Here is a 14,530-nt window from a genome sequence, read left to right on the forward strand (position 1 = left end):
TGACTCTCCAACAGCAGGGGAACGGATCGCGTCCCGTCCGAGACGCCGAGGGGCCGCATGGTATCAGAAAGGCACGATTGGCGGGACTTTGGCAAGGGGCTGTAGCAAAGGGCTGTAGCAAAGGCCGTGACAACGATCAGTAGTGACGGCCTGGCGACCGTTCTGCCACAAGCCTGACTAAATCACTCGGGATTGTTTTGCTGCGCGCTTTTTCCTACCATAATGCTAAATCTCAAGCAGAGTTCCCAGTCATGAGCCAACCGATTCAGATTACCGAGAGCGGCCAGGAATATCTGGCCGAATTGCTGTCCAAGCAGGGCGTGGATGACATCGCCGTGCGTGTCTTCATCACGCAGCCCGGCACACCCTATGCCGAGACCTGTCTGGCCTATTGCCGTCCAGGCGAGGAAGAGCCGAGCGACGAGCGGGTCGAGCTGGAGAAGTTCAGCGTCTATCTCGACAAGAACAGCCTGCCGTTTCTGGAAGAAGCCGTCGTCGATTTCAACGCCGATCGCATGGGCGGGCAGCTCACCATCAAGGCCCCCAATGCCAAGATGCCGAAGGTCAATGCCGACAGCCCTCTCGAGGATCGCGTCAATTACATCCTCTACAGCGAGATCAACCCGGGGCTGGCGTCACACGGCGGCGAGATCCGGTTGATCCAGATGACCGAAGAACAGGTCGCGGTGCTGCAGTTCGGTGGCGGGTGCCAGGGCTGTGCGGCGGTCGATCTTACCCTCAAGGAGGGGGTGGAGAAGACGCTCATGGAGCGGATTCCCGAGCTGGCCGGGATTCGCGACGTGACCGACCATACCGACACCACCAATGCCTACTACTAGGTCTATCAGGTCTACCAGGTCTTTCTACTGAAGCCTCTCCATCGAGGTTCTTTCACCCAGGCTCTTTCAGCCAGGCCTTTCCACTGGGTCGGCACACTGAGCCCGTGGCTCGGAAAGTCATGATGAGGCTGATGGAAGCGTCATGGGCAATCACTGGACGAGAGGGTGCTCCAGTGAGTGCCCTTTGGCGGCTCTCGGCGGGTTTCAGCCTGGCTCGATGACATTCGTATTTCAGCCGCACCCGGCGTTGCCGATACTCTGGTTGATCTCGGGGTTCAAATCATTGAGCAGATTGTGGCAGCGGAGATGAGCGAATGCGTTTCATGCGTACCCGGTGGGCTTGCCGTCATTCCATCGCCGTCGTCATTACGCTCTGGTGCGCGCCCGCCTGGGCAGAAACGCCGGTGGTAATCGGCACCGGAGGCACCTCCGGCGTCTATTTGACAGTGGGGCAGGCCATCTGCGAGCTCTATCGGCAGGGGACCGGTGCCACATGCCAGGCGCTACCGACGGGTGGCTCGCTGTACAATGCCAATAGCATTCGCAACGGCGATCTCGACTTCGGCATCGTCCAGTCTGACATTCAGTATGCCGTCTCTCAGGGCACGGCCGAATTCTACGATAGCGGCCCCAGCCCCGATTTGCGGGCGCTATTTTCGCTGCATGCAGAGGCCTTCACCATCGTCGCCAAGCCGTCAGATGTCCAGGTGTTCGACGATCTGTCGGGCAGGCGTGTCAATGTCGGCAATCCAGGCTCTGGCCACCGCGCCACGCTCAACGCGCTACTGGCGGTGAAAGGCGAGACGGAAGGGATGTTTGCTCTGGCGAGTGAACTGAAGCCTGAAGACATGACCCGAGTGATGTGCAGCGGCAAGCTGGATGCTTTCTTCTACGTGGTTGGCCACCCGTCGCAGGCGATCACCGAAGCGACCCGACGTTGCGGAGCTCACCTGGTCGGCGTCGCGAGCGAGGATATCGATACCCTGATCGATAGGGCGCCCTACTACAGCGTCACCGTGATTCCCGGCGGCACTTATCCCCACACACCCGATGACGTCATGACCTTTGGCGTCCGGGCCACCTTGATGGCCCGGGCGGATGTCGACGAAGAGCGCGTCTATCAACTGGTCAAAGCCGTGTTTGGCCATCTGGATGCCTTCCGCCAGTCACATCCCTCTCTGGCGGCACTGACCCCGGAGGGCATGGTCCGGGAGGGGTTGACGGCGCCGCTACATGACGGCGCGCGGCGCTATTATCAGGAAATCGGATTGCTGCCCGGTAGCAGTGATTGATCCGCTTGGCGTTGGCTAGCTCGCCGTGGGCGGCAACGACGCACGAGACAATCGGTCGTGCAGTTCACGATTGGCGGCTCGCAGGTTCTTGAGTTCGCTCTCCAGACGCTGTCGCTCCTGCTGCATCGATTTGACCCGGTCGTCGCTCACGCGCTTCTCGCTTTCGGCCTGCTCCATATGCACCTTGTCGGCGCGCAATGACTCCTGAAGCTGGCCGTACTGGCGGCGCTGCTCGGAGAGGTCCTGTTGCAGGCGCTCACAGCGCTGATCCAGCGAAGCCAGACGCTGCTCGTACTGCTTTTCCTGCTTCAATCGCTCCTGGCGGGCGTCTTCCAGCAACCCCATGAGGCGCGTCTCGGCGGATTCATGCCGTTTCTCTTCCTGAGCGAGCTTGGCCTGATTGGCTTGATGCTGCTTGGCCATGGCATCGCGGTGCTGTTTCTCGGCCTGTTCCAGGCTGGATTGATGGCGTTGGAGGGTCTGCTCGAGCTGAAGGATTCGTTTTTGCTGCTGACTCTGTGCAGACTGCAGCGACTGCAGTTCGGCCTGAAGGTGGGCGGCTTCGGTCGTCTTGTTCTCGAAGCGCTCCTGAACACGAAGCATGTGGTCGTTGAGCGCCTGCAGTCGCTGCTCTGCATTTTCACACTGGCGCTGCGCCTGGTGGCTGACGTCGTCCGCTTCGCGAATCTGTTCGTCTGCCTCCTGCCGATAGACGGCCAACTTTTCGTAGGCGGCCTGTTGCGCCTTGTCCCAGATATCGGCCACCCATTTATCGAGACCCTCGGGGCGCTCGAGATTGCGGGGAATGGACTGAACCGAGTCTCCGTTCTGACGAAGCCGCCAGTCCCGTAGATGGTCGCTGATCGTGGTGTAGCTACCGGTGCCCAGAAGCTCGCGTATCTTCTGAACGCTGACCGTTTCGTCACGTTGTTGCAACGTGTCGATGGCGCGGCAGACATCGTCGTACCGAATACCATTTCGTGCCATGTCGAATTCCCTTGCGTTGCTGATGTCGCTGGAGGCTCTTGGGGCTCCTGACACACAGCATAGGCGATTTACGTAAACTGTATACGTAAAAATTTTTGAGCATCGTTTCGGCTAATCGTTGCTCGATAGTTCCCAAGTTCGAGCTCGCCTGCTATGGGGATACGCTGGCTCAGGCTCTATAATGAGCGAATTCAAAGAGGGAGGCGCTATGAGTATTGGACAGGCCCAGGCCGAACTGCGGGACGAGTTCTCGATGTTCGATAACTGGATGGATCGTTATCAGTACATCATCGACATGGGGCGGCAACTCCCGGACTATCCGGAAGCGGACAAGGCGGCGGCTTACAAGATAGAGGGCTGTCAGTCGAACGTGTGGCTGCGATCCACGCAAGAAGCGGGGCGGCTACGTTTCCAGGCGACATCGGATGCCGCCATCGTCAGCGGACTGATCGCCATCTTGATGCGTATCTACGATGACCGCGAGCCGCGGGAAATTCTCGAGGGTGAACCGCAGTTTCTTACCGAGCTGGGGCTCGATCAGCATCTGTCTCCGACCCGCAGCAACGGTTTGCATGCCATGATCGAGCGCATCTACGGTATCGCTCGTGAAGCCCACGCCAATCAACAGCTTCACTGATCACTCCTGGCGTTGGTCGCCGCCGCCCGGTGGGCAGCGGCAGGTTTTCCGATCGGGCTCGGGTACCGGGTCGACACCACCGGCGTGGAACGGATGGCACTTGAGCAGTCGACGAAGGGCAAGCCAACCGCCACGCCAAGGCCCATGCAGCTGGATCGCTTCCAGCGCATAGCTGGAACAGGTCGGCCAGAATCGGCAGCGCGGGCCGAGAAGCGGGCTGATCCCGTAGCGATAACATTGAATCAGTGCCGTCATCAGCCACGTGGCAATCCTGGCGATCACATCGAATCTCAGCGGTTCATGCCGTAGAGCTCGTCGGCGGACATCAGCGGCTCCCGGTCGATTTCGGCCATCGATGTGCTCAACCTGAGGTAAAAGCAGCTGCGACGTCCGGTATGGCAGGCAGGGCCCGATTGGTCCACCTGCAACAGCAGGGTATCTCCATCGCAGTCGAATCGTGCCTCGACGAGCTGCTGCTGCTGACCCGACGTTTCGCCTTTGCGCCAGAACGCCTGGCGCGAGCGGGACCAGTAGCAGACTCGCCCGGTCGACAGCGTCTCTTCCAGTGCGGCACGATTCATCCAGGCCATCATCAATACTTCGCCGCTGTCATGCTGCTGGGCGATGGCCGGTATCAGGCCGTCATCGTTCCATTTGGCGGCCGAAAGCAGTTCGTCCAGCGCCACCTGGGTGTTCGTCGGCGATCGTTCGAGATCATGGAAAAGACCGGACATGAGTATTTCCGTGGTACTGGGGTTGAGCTAGGCGCGATCAGGCTTTTTCGAGGCAGGCATCACAGGCGCCGAGCAGCTCGATGGTCTGACGCTGGATAGTGAATCCGCGTTCGCGGGCCGTGGCGGCCAGCATTTCACCGACGGCTTCCTGATGCAGTTCCTCGACACGACCGCAGTGACGACAGATCAGCAGCTGAAATCGATGAACGTGCTCGGGGCAAGGACACGCAATGTAAGCATTGAGCGACTCGATGCGATGAACCAGACCTTGCTCGATCAGGAAATCCAGGGCGCGATAGACCGTCGGCGGTCTGGCCGCGGCATGTTCGTCCGATAGGCGATCGAGCAGATCATAGGCCTTGAGACCGCCCGGCGTACCGGAGATCATTTCCAGTACGCGCCGACGAATGGGCGTAAAGCGGACGCCGCGTTCCTGACACTGTATATCTGCCTGTTTGAGCAGCACTTCGGAATCGAACATCGACATTCCCGGCAAGTATCGAGAGGGCTATATTCTACGCGCTCGCGCTGGCTGGAACCACCGGACGAAAGGAAACGGCCGAGGCGAAGGAGCCGTATGAAGGATCGAGATCCGCGACTGGATAGCACATTTAACATAATATATATTATGCGAACCTAAGGGGCCGTCGCTCGAAGCGGCTCGGTCCCGATCATCACTGCACATCTGACCTGATGCTGCGAATCGCCCCGACGGCGTTCATCTCGAAAACCACTTGGGTCGTTACCGAGTTGCGCTACGCTTGAGGAAGCATCATCGAGTGAGCTGCGACGGTCTGCGGCAAATCGCCACACTGGCGGGAACTTTGTCGCCACCGTCTGATCGTCAGCCATTTTTTCGGTACAATACCGACCGCGAAATCCCTACTTCTGTTGGCGACATCCGATGCTGGATACGTCATTTTGCGTCGTGTCAGAGTTGTCAGTCCTGGCTAGCGGCGTATGATGCAGGCCGCTAACCGATTGATGCAGGGCCGAAAAGCTTTCCTCCACTGGGGTCGTGAGATGAGAAAAAGGAACTCCCTCAAATATTTGAGTGTGATGACGTGGCTAACCGCGCCATTATTGTTGAGTGGCTGTGGATCAGCGTTGATGGACCCGACCGGTGAAGTGGGTCAGGGCCTGAAATCGTTGATCATTACGTCTTTTGGCTTGATGTTGATCGTGGTGATCCCGGTCATCGTGATGACCATTCTGTTTGCGTGGAAATACCGCGGGACCAACCTCGCGGCCAAATACACGCCCAATTGGGAACATTCGAACATCATCGAGATATTCGTCTGGGCCATCCCGTGCGTCATCATCTTCTTCCTTGCCATCCTGACATGGCAGACGTCGCACTCCTACGATCCGCACAAGCCGATTGCCAGTGAAGAGGAAACCATGACCATCGATGCGATTTCGCTCGACTGGAAATGGCTGTTCGTCTATCCGGACGAAGGCATTGCTACCATCAACGAGGTTGCAATCCCCGTGGATACGCCGGTTCACTTCCGTGTGACCTCCGGTACCGTCATGAATTCCTTCATGATTCCCACGCTGGGCAGCCAGATTTACGCCATGGCTGGCATGAACAACGATGTCTACCTCGAAGGCAACGAGATCGGCAACTTCCGCGGCCGTTCGACCCACTATAGCGGTGAAGGTTTCTCGGAAATGCTGTTCGATACGCACGTGACATCGGACGAGGATTTTCGGGCCTGGGTCAACAAGGTCAAGCAGTCTCCCAAGAGCATGAGGTTCCCGGAAGACTACAACCAGATCGCGAAGCCCTCGATTGCCAATCCGGTGGAGTACTTCTCGCAGGTCTCGCCCGATTTCTACGGCGACCTGATCAAAAGTTACAAAGCGGGTCATGGCGGCACCGATAGCCATGGCGAGCACAACGAAGCACGGGAGTCTTCAATGCCCATGAGTGCGCAGGCAGCGGAGTAACGTCATGTTTGGAAAACTCAGCTTAGATTCGATTCCATTCCACGAGCCGATCATCATGGTCACTGCGGCGGCCATCGGGATCATCGGTGCGCTGGTCGTCGGTCTGATTACCTATTATCGCAAATGGGGCTACCTCTGGACCGAGTGGGTAACTTCCATCGATCATAAGAAGATCGGTGTGATGTATTTCCTGGTCGCGCTTGTCATGCTCATCCGCGGTTTCGCCGATGCCATCATGATGCGTACCCAGCAGGCCATTGCAGCGGGCGGGTCGGAAGGCTTTCTGCCACCCCACCACTACGATCAGATCTTCACCGCTCACGGTGTGATCATGATTTTCTTCGTCGCCATGCCCATGGTCATCGGTCTGATGAACCTGGTGGTGCCGCTACAGATCGGTGCCCGCGACGTGGCCTTCCCGTTCATGAACAACCTGAGCTTCTGGCTGTTCGCGGTGGGCATGATTCTGGTCAACGTTTCACTCGTCGTTGGTGAGTTCGCCAAGACCGGCTGGTTGGCCTACGCGCCGCTATCGGAGTTGCAGTACAGTCCGGATGTCGGGGTCGATTACTGGATATGGGCGTTACAGTTATCGGGGATCGGCACGACGCTGACGGGGATCAACTTCTTCGTCACCATCCTGAAGATGCGCACCAAGGGCATGACCCTGTTCCGCATGCCGATCTTCACCTGGACTGCGCTTTGCACCAACGTCCTGATCATTCTGTCGTTCCCGATTCTGACCGTGACCGTCGCCCTGCTGACGCTGGATCGTTATCTGGGCATGCACTTCTTCACGAATGACATGGGCGGCAGCCAGATGATGTACGTCAACCTCATTTGGGCCTGGGGCCATCCTGAGGTCTACATTCTGATCCTGCCGGCATTCGGTGTCTTCTCCGAGGTCATCGCGACCTTCACCAAGAAGCGTCTGTTTGGCTACAAGACGATGGTCTGGGCCACCGCTGCCATCACCGTACTGTCGTTCATCGTATGGCTGCACCACTTCTTCACCATGGGTGCAGGTGCCAACGTCAACGCCTTCTTCGGCATCATGACGATGATCATCGCCATCCCGACCGGGGTGAAGATCTTCAACTGGCTGTTCACGATGTATCGCGGTCGTATCCAGTTCACCACGCCTGTGCTCTGGACCATCGGTTTCATCATCACCTTTACGCTGGGTGGAATGACCGGTGTCATGCTGGCCGTACCGGGTGCCAACTTCGTGCTGCACAACAGCCTGTTCGTCATTGCCCACTTCCATAACGTCATCATTGGCGGTGTGGTGTTCGGCATGATGGCCGGTCTCACCTACTGGTTCCCGAAAGCGTTCGGTTTCACGCTGAGCGAAAAATGGGGCAAGCGCTCCTTCTGGTGCTGGCTGATCGGCTTCTACGTGGCGTTCATGCCGCTCTATGCGCTGAGTTTCTTCGGTGCCATGCGTCGCATGCAGTCCTACGAACAGACCGAATGGCAGCCGTTGATGATCGTGGCCTGGGTCGGTGCCGTCATCATTGCCATGGGCATCGCCTGTATCGTCATCCAGATCGTCGTGAGTATTCGCGACCGCGAGAAGAATCGCGATCTGACCGGCGATCCGTGGGATGGCCGTACGCTGGAATGGGCCGCTGCATCACCGCCCGCGAAATACAACTTCGCTTATCTTCCCAGCGTCGAATCGATCGATCCCTTCTGGGAAATGAAGCAGCAGCCCGGCGGCTTCAAGCGGGAGCTGGCGACCGAGTTCGAGGACATTCACATGCCCAAGAACACGGCCGAGGGCCCGATCCTGTCGCTGTTTGCCCTGTTCTTCGGTTTCGCTCTGATCTGGCACATCTGGTGGCTGGTGGGTCTGGGCGCCATTGGCATGTTCGTGACGTTCATGTTCCGTATCTTCAACGACGATACCGACTACCACGTCAGCGCCGCCGAGGTCGAACAGACCGAACGTGAATACCACAAACGGTTGGAGATGCAGGCTTAATCATGGCAACCGACACAATCAAGCAACATGACGCTCATGCCCACGACGGGCATGAGCACCACGACGCGGGTGCAATGAAGGTCTTCGGGTTCTGGATTTACCTGATGAGCGACCTTGTGATCTTCGGCACCCTGTTCGCGACGTTCGGTGTTCTTTCGACGGCGACAGCCGGCGGCCCGACCTCGCAGGAAATTTTCGAACTGCCGTTCGTGCTGGTCGAGACGTTTCTGCTGCTGATCAGCAGTTTCACTTTCGGACTCGCGGTTCTGGCTCAGAATGCCGGTGACCGCGGGGCCGTGCTGAAATGGCTGGCCGTCACCTTCCTGCTGGGCGCAGGCTTCGTGTCGATGGAAATCTACGAGTTCCATCACCTGATCGCCGAAGGCGCCGGTCCGGATCGCAGCGCATTCCTGTCGGCGTTCTTCACGCTGGTCGGGACACACGGCCTGCACGTGACGTTCGGGTTGATCTGGATCGCGATCATGTTCTTCCAGATATCCAAGCGTGGACTGGACAGCGTGACCAAGCCGCGGATGCTCTGTCTCAGTCTGTTCTGGCACTTCCTGGACATCGTCTGGATTTGCGTCTTCTCCTTTGTCTATCTGCTAGGAGCCATGTGACATGAGCGATATTCACACTTCGCATGACGGCGCCAGTCACGGCAGCTACAAGTCCTATATCATCGGTCTGATTCTCTCGATCGTGCTCACGCTGATCTCCTTCGGCGTGGTCATGACCGGCAGTTTCGGTATCCCGGCCATGATGATCACGGTCGTCGTGACCGCCGTGCTTCAGGTGCTCGTGCAGCTGATTCTCTTCATGCACCTGAATACCAAGTCCGAGGGTGGCTGGAACGTGATTTCCTTCGTCTTCACCGGCGGTATCCTGGTGCTGATCATTGGTGGTTCGCTATGGATCATGCACAACATTCACGTCAACATGATGCTGGGTTAAGCCCGCAGATGGCCTTGAAGCCTTATCTGGCGCTGACCAAGCCCGGTATCATCTTCGGCAATCTCGTCACAGTCATCGGCGGCTATTTCCTGGCCGCCGGTGGCCGTTTCGAGCCCTGGTTGTTCCTGGCAGCGGTACTCGGCACCTCGCTGGTCGTGGCGTCGGGTTGCGTTTTCAATAACGTGATCGACCGCGATATCGACGGTCATATGGCGCGGACGCAGTCCCGGGCCATGGTGACCGGCGAGATTTCGATTCCGATTGCCCTGCTGCTGGCTTGCGCGTTGGGTATCGCCGGCTTCGGCCTGCTGGCAGGGATGACGACGCCGCTGGCGACGGGGTTCGCGGCATTCGGTTTCGCCATCTACGTCGGTGCCTATAGCCTCTATCTCAAACGCCACTCGGTATACAGCACGCTGATCGGCAGTCTGTCCGGCGCCTCGCCACCGGTGATCGGCTACTGTGCAGTAACGGGACAGTTCGATCTGGGTGCCCTTCTGCTGCTGATCATTTTCAGCATGTGGCAGATGCCGCATTCCTACGCGATCGCCATCTTTCGATACGACGATTACGCATCGGCGTCCATCCCGGTTCTGCCGGTAAAATGCGGCGTCGCCGTGGCCAAACGACACATCGTGATCTATACCGCGTTGTTCGTGATCGCCTCGGTCATGCTTTCCGTCGCCGGCTATACCGGCTGGGCCTATGCGATCGTCGCCATCGCGGTCGGCGTCTATTGGCTCAGCGTGACGCTCAAGGGCTATCGGACCACCGATGATCGAGCCTGGGCTCGCAAGGTCTTTGGCATCTCGATCATGGTGGTGACCGCTCTGAGCGTGATGATGTCGGTGGATAGCCGCATGCCGATGACTGAATCGTTGCTGTCGTTCGCCTTGCGGTGAATGGTGTCGGGTAGACGTTGTTCAATAAAAAAGACCGCCGAGGCGGTCTTTTTTTTGTATCGCGCTCATCGAGAGCTGACGCTGGAGGTCGAGAGCTGACGCTGGAGGCGCCTGGACCTCAGTCGTCCGCCGGCGCGTAGGAGCCATCTTCACGATGCACTTCACGACCGGTCAAGGCCGGGCTGAAGACGCAGGCAACGGTCATGCCCTTCTCCTTGCCACGCAGCCAGTGTTCGTCGTGCTGGTCAAGCAGGTACATGTCGCCGGCCTTGATGGTGTGGATCTTGCCATCGGCGATGGTTTCCACTTCCCCTTCACCCTCGTAGCAGAACACCGCTTCGATATGGTTCTTGTAGTGAATATGGGTTTCCGTACCCGGATGAATACGTGTGATGTTGAACGAGAAACCACAGTTGTCTTCGGCCAGCATCAAACGGGTGCTATCCCAGTTGCCGTTTTCGGCTTTGACGAAACGGTCGGTTTTCCGGCATTCATCAAGATTACGTACGATCATCGATTACAACTCCTGGTGGGTGACTACGTTAAGGGGAACATCAGAGATGAGCTGAAGGGCGAAAAAAGTGGCCCGGGCAGGGCCACCTTTCCAGCGCCGGTTTCCGATTCAGCCCAGCGCTTCCTGAACACTGCGCTCCAGAATATCCAGGCCTTCGAGAAGGTCTTCATCGCTGATGATCAACGGGCACAAGCATTTCACGACCTGGCCATCCTGGCCTGCGGTTTCGATGATCAAGCCGTTTTCGAAGGCCTTCGCGGTGATCTTGTCGGCCACGCCACCGTCGCGCACGTCGATACCGCGCATCAAGCCGCGTCCTCGCTCGCTCGCGGGGTAACCCATTTCGGTCAACGATGCGGCAATCCTGGCAAACCGCTCTTCGACGATGCGGCCTTTACGCTGGATATCGCGTTCGAAGGTGTCGTCGCTCCAGAAGTGTCTGAGCGCGGCTGCGGCGGTCACGAAGGCCATGTTGAAACCGCGGAACGTGCCGTTGTACTGGCCCGGCTTCCATTTATCCAGCTCGGGGCGCATCAGCACGTGGGCAAACGGCAGGCCGTAGGCGGAGAGCGATTTCGAGTTGGTGATGATGTCGGGCACGATGCCGGCATGCTCGAAGCTGAAGAACTTGCCGGTACGGCCGCAGCCTGCCTGGATATCATCGATGATCAGCAGGATGTCATGCGCGCGGCAGATGCGCTCCAGACGCTTCAGCCAGTCCAGACCGGCGGGGTTGATGCCACCTTCGCCCTGCACGGTCTCGACGATCACGCCAGCCGGAACATCCAGCCCGCCGGACTTGTCACCCAGCAGCTTTTCGAAATAGTCGAGCGTATCGGTGTCTTCGCCAAGATAACCATCGAAAGGCAGGAAGCTCGCGCCCTGGGTAGGAATGCCCCCGGTCGCTTCGCGGAACTTGCGATTGCCGGTCGTGGCCAAGGCCCCCATGGTGACGCCATGGAAACCATTGGTGAACGTGACGATGTTGTGACGACCCTTGGCAACGCGAGCCAGACGAATGGCCGCTTCGACGGCATTGGTCCCGGTCGGCCCGGGCAGGTGAACCTTGTAGTCCAGGCCACGCGGCTTGAAGATCACCTCTTCGAGTGTCTCGAGGTACTCGCGCTTGGCGGCGGTCCACATGTCCAGTCCATGAACGATGCCATTGGACGTGATGTACTCGACCAACGCTTCCTGCAACTTCGGATGATTGTGCCCGTAGTTGAGCGTGCCGGCACCGGCGAGAAAATCGATGTACTCGCGGCCGTCTTCGGCGGTCAGGCGTGCGCCCAGTGCCTTGGTGAAGACGATCGGAAAGGAACGAGAATACGTCCGGACTTCGGACTCCATGCGTTCGAGAATCTGGGTCTGCATGCAACCTCCTTGATGGGAGCGTGAATGTGCGGGAACGGGGATGAAGCCGCCTGAAACAGGCGTGCACGATGACGCAGCCTTCACCCGCCTTGGATACGCTGGGGATCGAAGGGACCAATCCGGACGAGATTCTCCGGATCGTGTTCCCCGCCCAGTTGATCGGTCGAAAAGTATTCGCGGCTGATGAGCGGCGCTCGCCATCGATCCGCAAGACGCTTGAACAGGCCCCAGGACGCCTGGTTGTCCGGAGTGATGGTGGTCTCCAGATGGTTCAGGCCGGCCAGTTCCGGGCGCGTCAGCACGGCTTCTACCAGGCGTCGGGCCAGGCCGGTACCGCGAGCCTTCTCGCCGACTGCCACTTGCCACAGGAAGTAGATATCCGGTGCCGCGGCCTTGACGTAGCCGGAGACGAATCCGACGATCTCGCCGTCTTCCGTCGTCGCCACGGCACAGCTGTCGCGAAACTGCGTTGCCAGCAGCAGATAGGCATAGCCGGAATTGACGTCGAGCGGCGGGCAGGCCTTGACCAGTTCGTAGATCCCCCACCCGTCTTCCGTGGTGGGCTTACGTATGAAGAGCGGCATACCGGGTTTGCCAACGACGGCGTCAGCCACGGTGGGTCTGGCCAAGTCTGCCGACGGCGTGAATGCCGGATTGGGGTTGGTCATCGTCATTGTCGCTATGGCGAATTTGGGATCAAGGATAACAGCGAGGCACCCAAGCTTCAAACGGCAGGTTATTTCACTACATCAATTCAATAATGAATATTTATATCCGGGCGCCCGGCGGGAACCCGAACATCGTGAGTGTAGATCAAGGTCAGCGACAGGTTGGAAAAGATGACTATCGATGAGGCGGGGAACGAACAGGAACGAGGATATCCAGAGCGGAGACGGTCGGGTTCCCAGCGACAATCACCGCCCTCTCGGGCGGCCATTGTCCTGCGAGGCCGATAGGCGACGATCAGCGGCGAGTCAGGCTGCGCATGGTCACGAACTCTTCCGCCGCCGTCGGGTGGATCCCCACCGTGACGTCGAAGTCGGTCTTGGTCAGTCGGGCCCGCACGGCGATCGCGATTCCCTGAATGGTCTCTCCCGCTTCGTCGCCGACCATATGAGCCCCGACCACGCGGTCGCTGGCATCATCGACCACCAGTTTCATCAGGCAACGTTCGTCACTGCCGGACAGGGTGTGCTTCATCGGTCGGAAGTCCGCGCTGTAGATGCGAACCGCCCCCAACCGCTCACGCGCCTCCTCTTCGGACAGACCGACGGTCCCGATGTTGGGATGGCAGAACACGGCCGTGGCGATGTTCTGGTAGTCGAGTGGCGCCGGGGGCTTGTCGCCTGGGTCTTTGGGAAAATGGTGCTGAACCAGATGCATTGCTTCCGCCAGAGCGACAGGCGTCAGTTCCGGGCCCCCGGTGACATCGCCCAGCGCCAGGATCGACGGTACGGAAGACTCGTAGCGCTCGTTGACCTTGAGCGTGCCATCGGTATCGAGCTCGACACCCAGGGCGTCCAGCCCGAGACCTTCCAGGTGCGGGCGTCGTCCGGTGGCGGAGAGCACGGCGTCCACCTCGAGCTGCTCGCCATTGGTCAACGTCACTTCGAGCCCGCCTTCGACCTTGCGGATACGCTCGATATTGGTCTCGAAATGCAGATTGACGCCCTTCTTGGCCATCTCGTCACGCGTGAATTCACGAACTTCCTGATCGAATCCGCGCAGAAACAGTTCGCCCCGGTAGATCAGATGTGTATCGGCACCCAGACCCTTGAAGATACTGGCGAATTCCACGGCAATGTAACCACCGCCCAGCACCAGAAAACGGTTGGGGAAGCTATCGAGATCGAAGACCTGATTGGAATTGACGGTAAGCTCGCTACCTTCGAACTCCGGCGTCCAGGGCCAGCCGCCAACGGCGACCAGTATCTTCTCGGCAGTGATGCGCTCGCCGTTGATCTCGACCGCATTGGAGTCGATGACCTTGGCACGGCCGTTGATCAGCGTGACGCCGGCGCCTTCCAGCAGGCGGCTGTAAATGCCGTTGAGGCGCTTGATCTCTTCGATCTTGTTGTCGCGCAGTGTCGCCCAGTCGAAGCTAGGCGCTTGCGGAATCGTCCACCCGAACCCGTGGCTGTCCTCGAACGCATCATGAAAATGCGCCGCGTAGGAGTAGAGTTTCTTCGGCACGCAGCCGACATTGACGCAGGTGCCGCCCAGGTAGCGATCTTCGGCAACCGCCACTTTCGCACTCGTTGCCGCGGCCGTGCGCGCGGCGCGCACACCACCCGAACCGGCTCCTATCACGAAGAGATCGTAATCGTAATTCGCCACGGTAAAACTCCTTGAGACAT

The 14,530-nt window shown here is 58.7% G+C and carries 16 protein-coding genes; 8 read left to right on the forward strand and 8 right to left on the reverse strand.

Going from position 1 to position 14,530, the window contains the following annotated elements; all coding sequences use genetic code 11:
* The first annotated feature begins 251 nt into the window (after positions 1–251).
* Positions 252–839 carry a Fe-S biogenesis protein NfuA gene (nfuA, locus tag DOM36_RS04105; protein ID WP_110641467.1) on the forward strand — a complete coding sequence of 196 codons (588 nt, stop codon included), beginning with the start codon at positions 252–254 and terminating at the stop codon, positions 837–839.
* Positions 840–1,162: 323 nt separating this feature from the next.
* The gene (locus DOM36_RS04110; protein ID WP_110641907.1) at positions 1,163–2,131 is read left to right on the forward strand and encodes a TAXI family TRAP transporter solute-binding subunit; all 969 of its coding nucleotides are present in this window, start codon (positions 1,163–1,165) and stop codon (positions 2,129–2,131) included.
* A 15-nt stretch (positions 2,132–2,146) separates the two neighbouring features.
* Here DOM36_RS04110 and DOM36_RS04115 read toward each other — a convergent pair whose 3' ends face one another.
* Entirely contained in the window at positions 2,147–3,118 is a 972-nt protein-coding gene (locus DOM36_RS04115; RefSeq protein WP_075568740.1) for a DNA-binding protein, read from the reverse strand.
* Positions 3,119–3,326: 208 nt separating this feature from the next.
* Here DOM36_RS04115 and DOM36_RS04120 point away from each other — a divergent pair, with 208 nt between their 5' ends.
* Complete coding sequence (locus DOM36_RS04120; protein WP_075568739.1) at positions 3,327–3,755, forward strand: SufE family protein; 429 nt, start codon at positions 3,327–3,329, stop codon at positions 3,753–3,755.
* Here the strand turns inward: DOM36_RS04120 and yidD are convergent, their stop codons facing one another.
* From yidD to DOM36_RS04135, 3 genes are read right to left on the reverse strand one after another with little or no spacing between them, the layout of a single operon-like run.
* Complete coding sequence (gene yidD, locus DOM36_RS04125; protein ID WP_232823720.1) at positions 3,756–4,010, reverse strand: membrane protein insertion efficiency factor YidD; 255 nt, start codon at positions 4,008–4,010, stop codon at positions 3,756–3,758.
* Between the two features lie 35 nt (positions 4,011–4,045).
* Positions 4,046–4,489 carry a phosphoribosyl-AMP cyclohydrolase gene (gene hisI / locus DOM36_RS04130; RefSeq protein ID WP_075568738.1) on the reverse strand — a complete coding sequence of 148 codons (444 nt, stop codon included), beginning with the start codon at positions 4,487–4,489 and terminating at the stop codon, positions 4,046–4,048.
* 37 nt (positions 4,490–4,526) lie between these two features.
* Complete coding sequence (locus DOM36_RS04135; protein ID WP_075568890.1) at positions 4,527–4,970, reverse strand: transcriptional repressor; 444 nt, start codon at positions 4,968–4,970, stop codon at positions 4,527–4,529.
* A gap of 479 nt (positions 4,971–5,449) precedes the next feature.
* On the opposite strand from DOM36_RS04135, the gene cyoA reads away from it, so the two are divergent.
* Genes cyoA through cyoE form a run of 5 tightly spaced genes read left to right on the forward strand, consistent with a single transcriptional unit; the run spans position 5,450 to position 10,285 of the window.
* Complete coding sequence (cyoA, locus tag DOM36_RS04140) at positions 5,450–6,442, forward strand: ubiquinol oxidase subunit II (protein WP_341864689.1); 993 nt, start codon at positions 5,450–5,452, stop codon at positions 6,440–6,442.
* Positions 6,443–6,446: 4 nt separating this feature from the next.
* Entirely contained in the window at positions 6,447–8,429 is a 1,983-nt protein-coding gene (cyoB, locus tag DOM36_RS04145) for a cytochrome o ubiquinol oxidase subunit I (RefSeq protein WP_075568736.1), read from the forward strand.
* A 2-nt stretch (positions 8,430–8,431) separates the two neighbouring features.
* A complete protein-coding gene (gene cyoC / locus DOM36_RS04150) occupies positions 8,432–9,049 on the forward strand; it encodes a cytochrome o ubiquinol oxidase subunit III (protein WP_075568735.1) in 618 nt (205 codons plus the stop codon).
* A 1-nt stretch (position 9,050) separates the two neighbouring features.
* Positions 9,051–9,383: a cytochrome o ubiquinol oxidase subunit IV gene (cyoD, locus tag DOM36_RS04155; RefSeq protein ID WP_075568734.1), complete on the forward strand. Its 333-nt coding sequence runs from the start codon at positions 9,051–9,053 to the stop codon at positions 9,381–9,383.
* Between the two features lie 8 nt (positions 9,384–9,391).
* Entirely contained in the window at positions 9,392–10,285 is an 894-nt protein-coding gene (gene cyoE, locus DOM36_RS04160) for a heme o synthase (protein WP_110641471.1), read from the forward strand.
* A gap of 118 nt (positions 10,286–10,403) precedes the next feature.
* Here cyoE and DOM36_RS04165 read toward each other — a convergent pair whose 3' ends face one another.
* The 4 genes from DOM36_RS04165 to gorA all read right to left on the reverse strand — a co-directional run bounded on the left by DOM36_RS04165 (position 10,404) and on the right by gorA (position 14,510).
* On the reverse strand, positions 10,404–10,799 hold the full coding sequence (locus DOM36_RS04165) for an ectoine synthase (protein WP_075568732.1): 396 nt from the start codon (positions 10,797–10,799) through the stop codon (positions 10,404–10,406).
* Positions 10,800–10,907: 108 nt separating this feature from the next.
* On the reverse strand, positions 10,908–12,173 hold the full coding sequence (gene ectB / locus DOM36_RS04170) for a diaminobutyrate--2-oxoglutarate transaminase (protein WP_075568731.1): 1,266 nt from the start codon (positions 12,171–12,173) through the stop codon (positions 10,908–10,910).
* A gap of 80 nt (positions 12,174–12,253) precedes the next feature.
* On the reverse strand, positions 12,254–12,841 hold the full coding sequence (gene ectA / locus DOM36_RS04175; protein ID WP_075568730.1) for a diaminobutyrate acetyltransferase: 588 nt from the start codon (positions 12,839–12,841) through the stop codon (positions 12,254–12,256).
* A 295-nt stretch (positions 12,842–13,136) separates the two neighbouring features.
* Positions 13,137–14,510, reverse strand: coding sequence for a glutathione-disulfide reductase (gene gorA, locus DOM36_RS04180; RefSeq protein WP_232823721.1), 1,374 nt, complete (start codon positions 14,508–14,510; stop codon positions 13,137–13,139).
* Positions 14,511–14,530 lie beyond the last annotated feature (20 nt).

Origin of the sequence: Salinicola sp. CPA57, from assembly GCF_003206035.1 — a bacterium.
In the GTDB taxonomy this organism is placed as follows: Bacteria; Pseudomonadota; Gammaproteobacteria; order Pseudomonadales; family Halomonadaceae; genus Salinicola; species Salinicola socius.

What these genes read in the sequence shown, in the direction of transcription:
- cyoE (WP_110641471.1), top strand. Translation starts at nt 9,392, where the DNA reads ATGGCCTTGAAGCCTTATCTGGCGCTGACCAAGCCCGGTATCATCTTC.
- hisI (WP_075568738.1), bottom strand. Translation starts at nt 4,489, where the DNA reads ATGTCCGGTCTTTTCCATGATCTCGAACGATCGCCGACGAACACCCAG.
- ectB (WP_075568731.1), bottom strand. Translation starts at nt 12,173, where the DNA reads ATGCAGACCCAGATTCTCGAACGCATGGAGTCCGAAGTCCGGACGTAT.
- cyoC (WP_075568735.1), top strand. Translation starts at nt 8,432, where the DNA reads ATGGCAACCGACACAATCAAGCAACATGACGCTCATGCCCACGACGGG.
- nfuA (WP_110641467.1), top strand. Translation starts at nt 252, where the DNA reads ATGAGCCAACCGATTCAGATTACCGAGAGCGGCCAGGAATATCTGGCC.
- ectA (WP_075568730.1), bottom strand. Translation starts at nt 12,841, where the DNA reads ATGACCAACCCCAATCCGGCATTCACGCCGTCGGCAGACTTGGCCAGA.
- DOM36_RS04115 (WP_075568740.1), bottom strand. Translation starts at nt 3,118, where the DNA reads ATGGCACGAAATGGTATTCGGTACGACGATGTCTGCCGCGCCATCGAC.
- DOM36_RS04110 (WP_110641907.1), top strand. Translation starts at nt 1,163, where the DNA reads ATGCGTACCCGGTGGGCTTGCCGTCATTCCATCGCCGTCGTCATTACG.
- cyoB (WP_075568736.1), top strand. Translation starts at nt 6,447, where the DNA reads ATGTTTGGAAAACTCAGCTTAGATTCGATTCCATTCCACGAGCCGATC.
- yidD (WP_232823720.1), bottom strand. Translation starts at nt 4,010, where the DNA reads ATGACGGCACTGATTCAATGTTATCGCTACGGGATCAGCCCGCTTCTC.
- DOM36_RS04120 (WP_075568739.1), top strand. Translation starts at nt 3,327, where the DNA reads ATGAGTATTGGACAGGCCCAGGCCGAACTGCGGGACGAGTTCTCGATG.
- cyoD (WP_075568734.1), top strand. Translation starts at nt 9,051, where the DNA reads ATGAGCGATATTCACACTTCGCATGACGGCGCCAGTCACGGCAGCTAC.
- DOM36_RS04135 (WP_075568890.1), bottom strand. Translation starts at nt 4,970, where the DNA reads ATGTTCGATTCCGAAGTGCTGCTCAAACAGGCAGATATACAGTGTCAG.
- cyoA (WP_341864689.1), top strand. Translation starts at nt 5,450, where the DNA reads ATGATGCAGGCCGCTAACCGATTGATGCAGGGCCGAAAAGCTTTCCTC.
- DOM36_RS04165 (WP_075568732.1), bottom strand. Translation starts at nt 10,799, where the DNA reads ATGATCGTACGTAATCTTGATGAATGCCGGAAAACCGACCGTTTCGTC.